Genomic DNA, 15,356 nt, shown 5'->3' with positions numbered 1-15,356 from the left:
ACTCAAAATAGTTGACTAAATAATCATCAGGAATAGGCAAATTTACATAAGCACTCGAATAATTTGAAATAACTAGAAATGCTAAGTATTCGTTCTCATGAGCATACTCCTCTTCATTTTGCACAAGATCTCTCAACCAGGAAGTTTGTGTGGAAAGTAAAAATCTTACTTCCGGTGAAATCAAATTATGTAAAATCTGACAATCGAATATATGATTGTTTTTAATTCGAATAACCGTAGTCACTAAACGGAAAAGGATTTGATCCTTTTCTGCATTTGATACAGTGATGTGCGCATTTTCTAAGAAGGGATCTAAAATGACTTCAATCGTTTTCTTTTCAATCGTTTTGAAAGGCCAAGTGATTGTTTTAAATGATTCCCAATAAAAATGATAATAAAATTCTCTAACGTATATATCATTAAATGAGCGGATACGAAAATTTTTTGTATCGATCGTTACTTTATTTAATGCTAATAAGACATCAAGTTCTTTTTTCTTTGTATAAAAAGTAGCCATAGATATAAAATGTGCTTCACAAAATTCTTGAGCAGAAGAATAATGTTCATTGAATAGTGAATCTAATAATATATAATTTAAATTATTTTTTAAATAATCGCGCTTGATCTGTAAATACGTATCTTGCATCGGATCAAGTTCAACAAATTGAACCCCTAATTGTTTGTTTTTGACTAATAAAATGTCATCAGGGTAGGTCTCAGCTAATTTGTTAATAATACGCCAAACGTTGCTGACTGAAGAACCTATTAATTCACTCAAACTAGTCGTTGAAATAAAACCATCAGAATTCAAGACGAAACGAAACAATTCTAACTCCTTGCGTTCCCCAGCACTTAGTAATTCTTCCATAAAAAACCTCCTAAGTTTAGTTTGATTATCTTAATTCAAAATAAAGCAAAATGCAAAAAAAAAGATTCCATTTTCTAGTGAAAATGGAAATTATCTGTTTTTTTTCAGAAACAATTTTGTTTATGAACATGTTAATATAAAAAAGTTGTTAAATGAACAAAAAATTTAAATGAAATTATAAATAATTATATTTTTCGTTAATTGTATTTGAATTTTAAGATATCTAGAATCTAACGAATTCCAGACAAGAAAAATACCATTTAAATCTCTTTTTTATTTATTTTAGATCACTTTTATGATAAAGTCCACAGGAAATTTTATTTTTGTTCTAAAAAAAAAGAAAATATAGCTGAAATTTATCATCATATTTTCATTTTCATTGTACCAAAGAGAAGGATCAGAGGAGTAAAGCCCCCCTTTTTTTTTAAACCATACGTATAACCGTCAATAAACCGTCAAATAGATACCGGGAATAGAGAGGAGTTTGGTTATGTCCAGAAGAGGAGAAAATATCTACAAAAGAAGAGATGGTCGTTGGGAAGGGCGATACAAGAAAGGAAGAAACGACCAAGGCAACATTATTTATGGGTATGTATATGGCAAGAAGTATAACGATGTAAAGTTAGCGTTAGTCAATAAGCAGGCTCGCTATCCATTCTTGGAAAATACACTGGACATTTATTCTGGAACGTTACAGGAATGGATGACCTATTGGCTGGATGTCTTACTAAAAGAACAAATTAAACTATCTACCTATTCGATTTACAAAAAAAGAATGACGAAATATATTTTCCCGTACTTTAAAAACAAAAAAATGAAAGACATAAAGCGTTCAGATATCAGTTACTTTTTAGCGTTGCTGATGCAAACAAACTTATCATCAAATACGATTAAGAGTATTATGTCAATTCTAAATAATTCGCTGAATCGTGCAGTAAGTGACAATCATCTTTTGAATAATCCAGCAGTTCATTGTAGTATTCCAAATTTTACTAAAAAAACAATCAAGAGCATGAGCCGAGAAGAACAAGCACAATTGGAGAAACTATTGATACAAAAAAAAGAATGCTGTGCAGAAATTATTGCTTTATATACTGGCATGAGAATCGGCGAAATTAGCGGATTAATGTGGCAGGACATAGATTTCACCAACAATATTATTCATATAAAACGAACAATTTCGAGAATACCTATTGAAAGTACGTCTAGTAAAACGATGATTTACATAGGCAAGCCCAAAACAAAGAGCAGTGAACGAAATATTCCTTTGTCAAAAAACCTAAAAAACTATTTATTGTCAAAACGGACAAGCCAAATAGAAGATTACGTCATATCATGCCGCAAAAGCTTCACTGAACCGAGAATCATCACGCATCATTTTAAAAAACATCTCAAAGAAGCACAGATTGATGAAATAAATTTCCATTCATTAAGGCATACTTTTGCCACTCGGTGTGTCGAAAAAGGTGTGGATATTTCTTCTTTGAGCAAAATACTAGGTCACACATCAACAAGAATGACACTCGATGTTTATACAGATTCATCATGGGAAAATCAAGAAATGGCCATGGGGAAAATGGATGAGCAGTTGAAACTTTAATAAAACACATCCAATATATTCGCCGTCAAAATCCTCGTCAAGCTTGATTGGAAGAGTGTATACATCAAAAGAATACGTTAGAAATCTGGAATTCGTTAGATTCTAGATGGATAGTTATATTGTAATACGAAACATAGAATACTACTAGTAATAGCATAAATATATATATATAAGGAGAACTGTAATGGAAAAGAACATAGTTTTAATTTGTAAAGAAGTAGAACAAAGTCAAGAACTTATCGACTATTTGACTCTTCAAGGAATACATATAGATGTATCGAATTATTCTGATTTTGATTTCAGTAATGAAATCAAAAACTATGATGCAATGATTTTAAACGGCGTAGGAACAGAAATAGATCAATTATTCGAAAAAATCTTGAAAATCAATCAGGATCATCCAATATTAACGTTTGTTATTAAAGATATCCCATCAAATACAATGAGGATTGCGTTTCTGAAATTTGGTATAGATATCATATATCCAGAGTCATTTAAAATAGACGAACTGTATATTCAAATGGAAAATATATTCAAAAAGTGTAATCCTCCAAAAAAATATACGATAAAAGAAAGAACCAACGATCTTGAATTAAATCCAGATAATAGAAGTATCATATTCAATAAAAACGAATGTATGTTGACAATGTTAGAGTACAATCTTATGAATCTATTATCGGAAAATGAGAACAAAGCTCTTACGTATGAAGATATTTACAGCCATTTGTGGAACGCAAACAGCGGAGTTCATAAATATAGAATAAGTAATCTGATTTTTCACCTAAGAAAAAAAATTAAGACAATCAGTGGAGATAATCATTATCTTAAAACAGTAAATTCAACAGGTTATATGTTAGTTAATAAAAATGGTATCTAATCTGTTAGTCAAGTCAAAGATATTATTAGTATTAGGTCTGCTTGAAATTGTCGTTATTTTAATTATGAATATGAGTTTTAATAGAGGAGGAGTAGAAAGTGAGATTTAAAAAATTATTGTTTAATTGTTTGGTTTTGTTGGGACTAGCATCAATCATTGCTGTACATAAAGCGGCTCTACCAATAAAGGCACATACGGAAAATTTGTTACAAATAAGCAAGTTAGCTAACAATCTTGAGCCACAAGGCGTGCCACTAGATGGAATATTCCAAATTACAAAAGGGTCGAACAGTAATATTGAAGGAAATACGGTTGTTATTACAAAGAAACGTGCTAGCCAAAAAGGAAGTATATATTCGACTGAAAAAAATAAACTAGATTTAACAAAAGATTTCAAATCAGTGATGTACTTAAAAATAGATGGAACCGCAGATGGTATTGCATTTGCTTTGCATAATGAAGTTGGAAAAACAACGTCTTATCTAGGAGAACAAGGAGGGGGGTTAGGTGTTTATTCTGGAAAGTTTTTAAGAAATTCGAATGGATATTATATGAATAATCCACTTAAAAATAGCTTTGTTATCGAATTTGACACTTACAAGAATGGTGACGGCTATGATTCAAAAGTAAGTGCATCAAAGGACGGCGATAAGGGGCATGTGGCTTATTCTTTTCCTGGACAGCAAGGTAATTATATTATTAGTACTTATTATGGAGGAACTATTACAGAACAAAAGCATTATGGTCTTCAGTATCCTAAAGATTATGGATTTTCTTTGGGGGACAATCAATGGAGAAGATTTACTGTTGATTGGAAGGCTTTCGACAAATCTAATAATGGTCAAATTGAATATCAATTAGAAGGTATGCCTCCGGTATCAGCAACAGTTCCTAAATCGACATTTGGGGTTACTTCAGTATATTGGGGATTTGCTGGGTCTACAGGTGGATTATCGGAAGAAGCTGTTGTGAAATTTAAGTCAGTACCAGGACTAGTCAATTATGAAGACGCTTTGAATGTAAAATATGATGAAGGTAACTTAGTAGATAGCGGAAGTATTGTTTCTGGAGACTCAGAATTACTTGTTTCATATTCAGGTACTTATAAAAGTGGAAAGCAGGATATGAAAAATCCAGCCTACGAATTTACATTAAATAACAACATTGAATATATAGAAGATTCTTTTACAATAAATGGTCAAAAAGTTAAACCAGATTATAAAAATAATGTACTCTCAGGAAAGTTTTCAGATTTATCAGATACGAACCAAAGTGTAGAAATTAAGTACAAAGTAAAAAATTTGGAAGCTCCAGAAAAATATTCTGTAACAATAGGTTCAATGATAAATTCGGACAATTACTTCCAAGATGAACCAACTACTATTTCTTATGAGGTACAGCCCACACCATTTGTTATGTCTGCTGACTTTGATAACCAAAAATGGCTAATTAATCAAATAAATCAACAACTATCTCCTTTAGAAATAGATAAAACTCTACATCAATCAGCTCTTAAAGCTATTAAGATAATTGATACAGATGCAGAAGGCGTGTTCGAAGGACAGCATATCCCTGCTAATATATACTGGCTTACTAATCTAGAGACACTTCGTTTAAAAAATAAAAAGTTAATTAATACAATTCCAGTAGAAATAGGAAAATTGACGAAATTGAAAGAATTAATCATAAATGAAAATAACTTAACTGGAGGGCTTCCGGAAAGTTTAGGGGACCTGACAAATTTAGAAACTTTAGATTTAAGTAATAATCAGTTGAGTGGAAGTATACCTGAGTCGATGACAAAATTAACTAAATTGCAACTACTAAATTTGTCTAAGAACAAATTTATAGAACAACTTCCTAATTTCAGTACAGGTATCAAAGCCATTAACTTTGAAGAAACACAGATAACTTATAATTCAAATGTGGTGCCTGATTTTTTAACAGATAATAAAAATAAAACATATAATCAGACATTTGTGGATCAAAATGATGCTTCTCGACTATATCTAGAGGGGAATGACGAACTTAAAATTCCTGCGACCACGACAATAATAAAACCTTTTGATTCTTCAGATGTAGGGTATTTTAATTTAAAAGCGGTGATAGGATCAACTGGCAATAAGCAGGAACTGTATGAAGGACATTCTTATAGTATCTACGATGATGATGCAGATCAGCTACTATATACAGGGACTGCAAAAAAAGAAACAACTATCGAATACTCAGTCGGAAAGAATTATCGAGTCGTGCTTGATGGTGCGGAGGATAATCCTAATAATGTTTTTAAGATAAGTCCTATAGCAACTACTCAGTTAGTTGTTCGCTATTTGGATGAGAATAAAAATCCTTTAGCAGATGAGTATAAAGAAACAGTGAATGTTGGTTCAACAATTAAGACTTCAGAAATCGAATCAGTTGACACAACTTTAAATCTTATTATTAACAAAAACTATTTACTGCCTAATCGGCCTGAAAACGAAACATTAAAAATTGATGCACAAGAAAAAAACAACGTGGTGACATATAACCTTGTGGGCACATTAGCTATCGTCTCAATACCAGAAACATTTGAATTTGGGGAACAAACACACTCTTTAACAAGGCAAAAATATCGTTCGAAAACTACGAAACCATTAGTTATTGCGGATACACGTTCGGATTCGAATGGCTGGAAATTGAATGCTAAGATTACAGTTCCATTAACGAGTAAAGAAAAAGAAAATGGACAAACAGCAATTTTAGCGAATGCAATTAAATATAAAAGTAATAATGATGAAATTTTATTAACAGATGAAAATAAAGAAATACTAAAACATAAAAATAATTCTCCAGGAAACTATAATATCACAGAGAAAAAAAATTGGAATAAAGATTCAGGAGATGGATTTTTGTTAGATATTAAAGCAGGTCAGGTATCGCTTTTAGGGAAATATCATGGAGAAGTTACTATTACCATAGAAAGTGTAAAGTAGAGAAGTAAAAAGCAAGAAAAAGATTTCTACACCTCATTTTGAAGTAGAAATTAAAAGAAAAAAGGGACACATCTGATTATTGATGGCTAAAATTCAAATCATTGCTTCAATGAATAGACTTTTAATGAAAAGTAGTAAGAAAGGAGATGGAAATAAAATGGCAAAAAAAAGTTGGTTAAAAGTAATTTTTACTTTAATGGGTTTAATAGTAGTAGGTATTTCGAATAAAAAGTTTGATCCTATTATTGCACAAACTTATCAAGCAAATACTATCAATAATTTGGCAATTAGAGCACTAGATCCAGTAAAAAATGATGCAGGATTACAAGCAACATCAAAACCACTGATTTTGAAAAAAAAAGCTGCATTTCCTGATTTAAATACGGAAATAGATAGAAATTTACTTTTTTCTGAACTAATTATCCCAACTCCACAAGAAGGGGCTTTGTATGAATATGTGAATTCAGACAGCGAAAAAATCAGTCCTAGTAGTGCGGAAACAGGTTTTCAACTAATATACGTAAAAGTGACAGAAAATCATGGACAGACAAGTATTCTTGTTCCTATTCCAGTATCTATTACAGACACAGATACTACATTATTATTAAATAATCGAGTAGCTGTCCAAACAAGTACGACAGATGGAAAAATTATTATGTATCCGAGTGACATCCAGAATAAAACAACAGAGCAGTTGCAAGAATCAGTGAAAGCTAGTGCAAAAATTAAAACTTGGGATACACAAACTGGAGAAGATATCCCATTGAGTGTGGCTAGTACAACGATCAATACGAATTCGATAGGTCTGTACAAAGCAATTTTTGAAATAACAGTAGAATCTGGGGGAGAGAAACAACAAACAACGTTTCAAAAAGATGTTTTAGTGTTTGGAGCAAATATAAAAACAACTAATTACTTTACAGTTGCTCAAAATAAAGAATTGACCATGGGGACAAATGCAACGACCTTTTTCTCAACCTATCAAACAGTTAGTTCAACAACCGCAAGTGATGCGACTTACGAATGGGTAGCCGATCAAGCGGGTAATTCAACAGAGCCCGCTAATAAGTATGATTCTAGTAATCCAGGGTTAAAGTGGGGCTTTATAAAAATGACGGATAAGACAAATCCAACTGTGTCAACAGTTATTCCTATACCTATTACAGTAACTGCTGAGAATCAAGTTTTGATATTAAGCTCGAAGGTGGGGCTAGGCTACAGTTTACCAGTTTTGAATGTTAGTGAAATAAAAGGCAAAACGCCCAATCAAATCACGGAGATAGTAACACAAAAATTAGCAATTAATGCTTGGGATTTAATGACGGGAGAGGCAATAACGGCAGATGTTGCAAATTCTACGATTGATCAGAATAGCCGTGGTACTAAAGATATAACGATTACGATTCGTAAATTGGAAGAAGCCCTGACATATAAATTAAGTATCTGGATTGTACCAGATGAAGTTTTCGATAATGATTCTTCAGAAGGATGGCAAGATATCCCACTAAATTCCACAAACGGAGTTATTACTAACCCTATTAACGGCTCTAAAATGGGCTTTCCAAATAGAGGTTTGATAGATTATATATGGAATAAAACGAATACGGGTTTTATAATCGTTGATAAAAATAATCAAGGGTACACAGCGAATAACGATCGAGTAGTAGATCTTCCTTATGTCAATTATAGAAAACTTTATCAAGGTGGGAATAGCAATATAACTAACGGACTTGGAGCATATGGACCTGAGGACAATTTTAAAAATAAGATTTATTTACGTAAAGGAAATAGCTTAAAACAAATTATATATGACGAAACAAATCAAATTGTATATGTATACAAGTTATCTTTAAAACGAAACCTTAATTTCTCAGTTGTGTTGGAGATGTACAATCTTTCTACTGAAACTAAGACTTTTGGAATGCTAGAAATGGCTAAGACCAATTACTACAGCGACATCTTATCTTTTTATGCGTTGGGTAATGCTAGAGGATTTTATTCTATACCTCAAAAAAATTACAGACTTACGTTTAAATTCAAAGATTATATGGGAAACTGGCTATCTGATTTAAGGATGTTCGGTACGCCAGCTTATCGGGGAATGATTACCCAGAATGGTTATAATACGTTTGGTGATAATATGAAAAACATAGGAGTTACTAACACAGAAAAAGGGAAATCATTGAATAGTTATTGGGAAAGTAAGATGTATCAACTAGGAGCCCCGCATAAACAGATTGCTCAAGATAATTCTTTGAAAGTAGGCTACGAAATTTTTGTAGGTGAGGATATACCCTATATGAATATTCTAGCTAATCCAGAAATTCTGGATGTATATTCAGATGATGAAGTAATAGTGGACTACAAACTAAGTAAAATCCCTAGTACCAATGATCATGGAACTGTCTATATGACATACCCTAATGGTGAGGAAGTAAAGCAGCCATTCGTCGCAAATGAATTAAAAGAATTTAATGGAGTTTTTACTATTCCAAAAAGTAAATTACCTGATTTACAAAGTAATGATGGAGTATCTCCGTTAGAATACACAGCATCTTTAATAGCTGTAAGTGAAACTGACGGACCGATGAAATCATTATCTTCACAAGAAGATTATACATTCAAAGTCAGAATGTATAAATTTGGTGGGGAGCCCATTGCACAGATAGTAAAAAAAGATAGCGTATGGAGTAAAACGGCGGATGCGTTAATCAAAGATCCAGTCGTATTACCTGGTCATACACCTAAATTTGAATATGTAAATAAAGAGAAACCTATTGACACTTCGAAAGTTGGCTTTCAGTATACTGATGTTCGGATGACTGATGAGAATGATCCGACGAGGACAACAATCATAAAAGTTCCTGTAATGATTGTTAAAGGAGCCATCCCTACGACAGGTCTTTTGTTAGGGGCATATGACATTGCAACTCCAAAAAGTGAGGTTGCTGATTTGACTGATACTGAGTTAAACGAATTCATTCTGAAAAAATCAGAGGCCGTTGCATGGGATGTTACAACAGGTCTTAGCAAAGATGTCGAATTATCAGTAATTGAGTCTTCACTGGTAAACGATCCAGAGATATCCAAAACATATATTGCAAAAATTCAAGCGAAAAAAGGAACACTTGTAACAACAGCAACAATTGAAATCAACTTTGGGGCAAAATTAACCGTTAACTTTTTAGATGAAAATGGAAATGCTCTCAAAGCCGCTTACACCGGCTTTGAGGGGATTGGTGAATCAGTTGATTTATCTAAAATGACGGAAATCACAGATATCTTGACAAAGCTTAAAAATGATAATTATGAGTTAGTTAAAAAACCAGAAGAAAGTTTCACGATGCTTAAAGATGATAAGTCTGTTGCTTATCAATTCAACGGAGCTTTAACGCTTCTCTCAGCGCCAAGTTCGTTAGAATTTGAAACGAAAAAGGCAACAATCGATGCAGTAAAATTCACAGATCCTAAACTTATAGGTAAACCATTAGTGGTATCTGATACTCGAGCAGACAAGTTGAAATGGGTACTTAAAGCGAAAATCGATCAGCCATTGACTAGCTTAGAAGACGAACGAGTGAAAATGCCTAATTCTGTCAAGTATCAATATAACGAGGACGAATTAACCCTAACAGATGAGAATGTCATTATCTTCGAGCACTTGAATACTGCATCTGGGAATATTGATGTTACAAAAGAACATTGGTCTAGAGGGGATGGATTCATCTTAGACTTAGCACCAGGAGCAATTAAAGCACTTGGGAAATACCAAGCAAAAATAACGATTACTCTAGAGAATGCCAAATAGAAGGGAGGTAAAAAAATGAAAAAAGAAAAAAGCATATATTTCATATTTGCGATCTTTTTACTATATTTTTTCTTGGGAATAAAAGTAGAAATTGCTGCAGCAGTTGAAGGAGCAGAAGTGCCAACAGAAGGAGAAATTGTGTTATATGACGAGACTTTACCTAGTAGTGAAGAACCGAAATTATCAAGTTCGTCTAGCAGTCTCTCTCAAACAACTAAATCATCCACGACTCCTAGTAGTCAATTAACAAAATCATCAGCTTCATCAGAAATGGTCGCAAAACCGAAAGGACGACTACCTTCTACAGGTGAGCTAGTAAAGAAGAGTGCCCTCATTAGCGGTGTAGCATTGATTGGAGCGATGTTGTTCTTCTATGGTTTAAATAGGTATCGCAAAAATAAAGAGAAGGAGTAATGAAGTATGAAAAATAAATTTTTAATTCTTATATTGCTACTGCTCAATAGTGCTGTGTTAGATACCCTGATACCTGTTACTGTCGAAGCGACAAGTCAAGCTAAGGGTGAGATGGGGATTTCATTCAAAGGGCTTGTTGATCCAGGGTATGGGGTATTGGATCCAGAAAATCCAGTTAAAGAAGTAGAGCCTGTGGGTGATTATGGTAAAACAACAGGTCCATTAAGGATTGATTATGTACCGAATATTAATTTTAACAGCAATAAAATTACGTTGGATAATGTCAGCTATGCAGCTGATTCAGTCCAATTTAAAGGGATGATTGCGCCACGTGGGAATTTTATTCAAGTTTCCGATTATCGGGGAAAGCAAGTAGGCTGGAGCTTGCAAGTACGTCAAGAGATGCAATTTACCAATAAGGAAGATAAAAAATTACAACTCGATGGGGCAACCCTATCTTTAGATAAAGCTTCTGTTAATACGAATAATGGGGATTTAGGCCAAGCCCCAGTAGTTTCAAAAGAAGTGATTAGTATCACCAATATAGGCGAGACCTATACCTTGGCAAAAGCGCCTAAGGGCACAGGTGGGGGCACTTGGAGTATTATTCTGGGAACAGAAGAAGACAAAACCATTGATAATACCTCCACGTTAAAACCTCGAGTAGATGAAAATGGTAAGCCCATTATTTCTACTGAAAGTGAGCAAGCCATCTATTTGAATAACGCAATCTCATTACTTGTTCCTGGTAGATCAAAAAAGAAACCAGGAACCTACACAACGGTGTTAACTTGGATTATTTCCGAGCTACCATAAATAAAAAACAAACTAGGAGGCAACAAAAATGAAATTGACACACAAATTATGCAGTGCTGCACTATTAGCAGCTGTAGGAGTTTCAGTCGCACTACCAGGAATCACGAAGGCGGATGATACAACAGCTAAAGGGGATATGGACATCCAATTTACGCGTAACACGGAAGATGATACAAACACATCAAGACCAACATTTAGCGATTCAGATATCCAATCGGGTACGGTGACTCGTCCACTTAAACCAGCTGTCTTTGGCATTCAAGATGTAACACCATTAAGCTTTGGTGAAAATGCTGTAGTTACAGATGGAAATGACCGTGTTTTCTGGGCAAAAAACTATGAGGAAAAAGATGGCATAATGGCTAATAACGTAGCGATTAAAGATGTTCGTAGCACATTGAACCACAACTACACTCTGACTGCTCAAATCACAAAACCAATGACAACCACTGTAACAGAGGGCGCTGAAAGCGTAGAACGTAAATTAAATGGTGCAACTTTAACATACAGAAACATCGCTCGTAAAACAAATGTTGCAGAAGAAATTGCTTTACCAGAAAGTGCAGTAGCCTCTCAAATGGAGGTAAAAGAATCAGCTCCAGCTACGATTGTAAATAATAATGGAGAAAATAAAGACCAAGGTCAAGGTCAAACATATATTCACTTTGGTAAATTAACTGCTACAGGTGAAGAAGCATCTGATAAATCTGTGAAATTAACAGTTGGGAAAGAACAATCAATCTTTGAAGGCGACTACAAAGGTGAAGTAACGTGGGTATTGACTGCCGCTAAATAAAGTCATAAACAATGGATGCTTGCCGATCTTTATAGATCGGTAATGCATCTGTAAAAAGAAGGAGAAATATCATGAATCAAATGCTAAAAAACAGTTTATTTTTTTTATTATACATAAGTTTTGTATTACTCTTTATTCCACAAAATACATACGCTCAAGAAGGAGATTCGGGAATAGGATATAGCTATAAAATTATCAAGCCAGAAAATCAAATAGGCAATGCTGGTTATTTTGATTTACGCATGACGCCAGAACAAAAACAAACGGTTGATATTGAATTATACAATATGACAGATCAAGAAATTTCAGTAGATTTGTCCGTGAATAGCGCTAAAACCAATAGTAATGGTGTGATTGAATATGGACCGACAAAACTTGAAACTGATCCATCTTTGAAGTATGACTTGAAAAATCTTGTGAAAGTACAAGAAAAAGTAACGCTAGCACCAAAAGCTACTCAAAAAGTACCTGTAGAAATTACCATGCCAAAGGAAAAATACGATGGAACGATTTCAGGTGGAATTTATTTACAAAAATCGGAAACTGAGGCAGAAAAAAAAGCAGATAATAGTATGAAAGGTGTAGTAAATAAATATGCTTTTATTGTTGGGATGCTTTTAACTGAATCTGATACAAAAATTCAGCCTGATTTAACATTCAATAAAATTTATGCAGGATTAACCAATTATCGCAATACATTCTTAGTCAATTTCTCTAACACGCAAGCAACTTATGTTGAAGGGATGACGGTTGATGCTCAAATTTTCAAAAAAGGTTCTGATGATGTTCTGTACGAATCTAAAAAAGAAAATTATCGTATGGCTCCAAACTCTGCAATGACGTTTCCAATCAATTTAAATGGAGAAGCAATTGCTGCTGGAGAGTATGAAGGACATATTCTAGTAACTGCTGGTGATAAAAAGTGGGAGTGGCGAGAAGCATTTACCGTCACTCAAAAAGATGCAGACAAATATAATGCAGAAGATGTTTCTTTGATACAAGATAGAGGAATCAATTGGCAAATGATTGCTCTAACTGCAGGCGGCATTCTCCTTCTATTTTTAAGTATATATTTAGTAACACATATGGTATCAAAACGGAAGAAAAACAATAATAAGAAGAAAAAGAACAAAAAAAGAACAGAGTGACTAAGGGGAGGAGTTAGAAGATGACGATACTGAGTTGGGTTTTTATAGGTTGTCTATCAGCCTTCTTCATCGCTTTTTGTGTAGGTATCTTTTCCTTCGTACTATTTTTTGTATCTAAGAGAGACATGAACACATTAAAAAAAAAACGTCCGAAAAAGAAAATTATTAAGAAACGTTGGATGCGAGCAAAACGTTTATTGGAAAAAAAGAAAAAACAACAACGAGTAAGAGGCTTCGTTTTAATAATTCTAAGCATTCTTTTCTTGGTCAGTGGATTTTATACAAGATATTATGAAATGACAAATCTCTCGTCTTCGGATGGAAATATTATTGTACAAAGTTATTTTGTAACAGATGAAGTGAACAAAAATTTAAATAATCTTCAAAATGGATCAAATGTAGAAGATACTAAAAAAAAGCTTATGGAATTAAGCTCATTGCTGGCTTCTTACGGAAGTTCAACACCTTCGAATAGCTTGTCAAAAAAGGGCCAACAAACATTAAATCGCTATTATGTTCAGATCCGTGATTATGGCACAAATTTATATTCACTGACGGCTTTGCAATTGAATAATCAAGAAACGATTTCTAAGTATTTAGATGATATGACTCGTATCAACCAAAGTCAAAAAAAGCTTTTTAAAGAATTTAGTATAAATGAAGCGGCACTAAAACAGAAAAAATAAGTGGCAGGTAAGGAGGTTTTTAATGAGTGGGGAAAAAATCAATGTCCGCTCACGCCCTGCAAAAAAAAGAGTAAATAAAAAGCCGAATCAAATAGTTCTAGATGGCAACTGGGCTCAAGAGCGTAATCGGACAAAGACATCGCTAGCGAAAAAAAAACATACTACTAAGCGAATCCAAAGAAAAAAGAGGCAACGTATAAAAAGTATGTTTCTAGAAATTGGGATTAGTTTAGTAATAGTAAGTCTTTGTTTGTCACTCTTATCACTCTTCACCTTCTCTTTTACCAAGGTCAAAGGCTATTCAATGATACCCACTCTGAATAATGATGAGTGGGTGTTTGTCAACAAACTGGCTAAACCAAAACGATTCAAACTGATAGTATATAAAGATTCTAAAAGCAAAGAAACATCTGTTAGAAGAGTGATCGGTTTTCCGAATGAAACAATCTATTATAAAGAAGATCAACTCTATGTCAATGATCAAGAGATTTATGAACGTTTTATAGATTCAGAGGTGCAACGAGCTAAAAATGCCAAAAGTCTATTTACAGAAGATTGGAGGCCTAAAATAACAATGATTCCTACTGGCAAATATCTCATTTTAGGAGATAACCGACCTTATGCATCAGATAGTCGTGATTATGGCTACATCGATGAAAAAGAAATTGTTGGCATAGTTGAAATGAGAATATTGCCTATCCACCAAATCAAGCAATTTTAAATAGACTGAACAAGAATGAAAGAAGGATGGTTAAGATAAACGTCAAAAAATCAAGAAAAAAAACGTTTCTATCTAAGAGAAAAGTCGGATCGGTATTGAAAAACAGCTGTTTTCTTCTGATAATCTTCGTCGGAGTCCTTTTTTTAGTAAAAATAAAAACCCATATAGTCAGTGGTCAATCAATGCTACCGACTCTACATAATAAGGATCGACTATTTATCGTGAAAAATGCAGAACCAAAGCGTTATTCAATTATCACTTTTCAACCGAAAAATAAAAAGAATGAGTCATACGTTAAGAGAGTATTAGGGCTGCCAGGAGATCGTATTTGGTTGGATCAAAATACGGTTTATCTGAATTACCAAATGGCAGAAAATAATCCAACACCACCAAATGACGAAAACCTATCAGGAAAAGAGTTGCCAGATGGAACATTGAAGGTTCGCGTTACTTGGGAAGTAGCTGCTCAGTTAGAAGGACTTTCAACCATTCCTAAAGATCAATTTTTTGTTTTAGGAGACAATAGAAGGCATTCGGCTGACAGTCGAGAACTAGGGTTAGTCGATAAAAATGCTATTGAGGGAGTCGTCACGTTTAGATATTATCCATTGGATCGACTTGGTTTGATTGAGTAAAGAAAAGTGAGG

12 protein-coding genes are annotated in these 15,356 nt (G+C 33.6%); 11 read left to right on the top strand and 1 reads right to left on the bottom strand.

Going from position 1 to position 15,356, the window contains the following annotated elements; genetic code table 11:
• A partial coding sequence (locus ATZ35_RS04565) for a helix-turn-helix domain-containing protein (RefSeq protein ID WP_208929697.1) occupies positions 1-868 on the bottom strand: 868 nt, incomplete at its 3' end.
• 490 nt (positions 869-1,358) lie between these two features.
• Here ATZ35_RS04565 and ATZ35_RS04560 point away from each other — a divergent pair.
• The 11 genes from ATZ35_RS04560 to lepB (ATZ35_RS04510) all read left to right on the top strand — a co-directional run bounded on the left by ATZ35_RS04560 (position 1,359) and on the right by lepB (ATZ35_RS04510) (position 15,344).
• Positions 1,359-2,468 (top strand): tyrosine-type recombinase/integrase, encoded by a 1,110-nt coding sequence (locus ATZ35_RS04560; RefSeq protein ID WP_208929696.1) that lies wholly within the window; start codon positions 1,359-1,361, stop codon positions 2,466-2,468.
• 184 nt (positions 2,469-2,652) lie between these two features.
• Positions 2,653-3,345 carry a winged helix-turn-helix domain-containing protein gene (locus ATZ35_RS04555; protein ID WP_208929695.1) on the top strand — a complete coding sequence of 231 codons (693 nt, stop codon included), beginning with the start codon at positions 2,653-2,655 and terminating at the stop codon, positions 3,343-3,345.
• Positions 3,346-3,443: 98 nt separating this feature from the next.
• Positions 3,444-6,320, top strand: a complete 2,877-nt coding sequence (locus tag ATZ35_RS04550; RefSeq protein WP_208929694.1) for an L-type lectin-domain containing protein — start codon at positions 3,444-3,446, stop codon at positions 6,318-6,320.
• Between the two features lie 157 nt (positions 6,321-6,477).
• Positions 6,478-10,128, top strand: coding sequence for a hypothetical protein (locus ATZ35_RS04545; protein WP_208929693.1), 3,651 nt, complete (start codon positions 6,478-6,480; stop codon positions 10,126-10,128).
• A gap of 15 nt (positions 10,129-10,143) precedes the next feature.
• Positions 10,144-10,542: an EF2685/EF0750 family sortase-dependent surface protein gene (locus ATZ35_RS04540; RefSeq protein ID WP_208929692.1), complete on the top strand. Its 399-nt coding sequence runs from the start codon at positions 10,144-10,146 to the stop codon at positions 10,540-10,542.
• Between the two features lie 6 nt (positions 10,543-10,548).
• The gene (locus ATZ35_RS04535) at positions 10,549-11,358 is read left to right on the top strand and encodes a WxL domain-containing protein (protein WP_208929691.1); all 810 of its coding nucleotides are present in this window, start codon (positions 10,549-10,551) and stop codon (positions 11,356-11,358) included.
• A 28-nt stretch (positions 11,359-11,386) separates the two neighbouring features.
• Entirely contained in the window at positions 11,387-12,154 is a 768-nt protein-coding gene (locus ATZ35_RS04530) for a WxL domain-containing protein (RefSeq protein WP_208929690.1), read from the top strand.
• A gap of 71 nt (positions 12,155-12,225) precedes the next feature.
• Positions 12,226-13,302 carry a WxLIP family cell surface protein gene (locus tag ATZ35_RS04525; RefSeq protein WP_208929689.1) on the top strand — a complete coding sequence of 359 codons (1,077 nt, stop codon included), beginning with the start codon at positions 12,226-12,228 and terminating at the stop codon, positions 13,300-13,302.
• A 125-nt stretch (positions 13,303-13,427) separates the two neighbouring features.
• The gene (locus tag ATZ35_RS04520) at positions 13,428-13,988 is read left to right on the top strand and encodes a YccF domain-containing protein (RefSeq protein ID WP_244148213.1); all 561 of its coding nucleotides are present in this window, start codon (positions 13,428-13,430) and stop codon (positions 13,986-13,988) included.
• 22 nt (positions 13,989-14,010) lie between these two features.
• Positions 14,011-14,709: a signal peptidase I gene (lepB, locus tag ATZ35_RS04515; RefSeq protein WP_208929687.1), complete on the top strand. Its 699-nt coding sequence runs from the start codon at positions 14,011-14,013 to the stop codon at positions 14,707-14,709.
• A gap of 26 nt (positions 14,710-14,735) precedes the next feature.
• Positions 14,736-15,344: a signal peptidase I gene (gene lepB / locus ATZ35_RS04510; RefSeq protein WP_208929686.1), complete on the top strand. Its 609-nt coding sequence runs from the start codon at positions 14,736-14,738 to the stop codon at positions 15,342-15,344.
• The last annotated feature ends 12 nt before the right edge of the window (positions 15,345-15,356 follow it).

Origin of the sequence: Enterococcus rotai (assembly GCF_001465345.1) — a bacterium.
Classification (GTDB): Bacteria; Bacillota; Bacilli; order Lactobacillales; family Enterococcaceae; genus Enterococcus_L; species Enterococcus_L rotai.
This window is presented reverse-complemented; position numbering and strand designations above follow the sequence as displayed.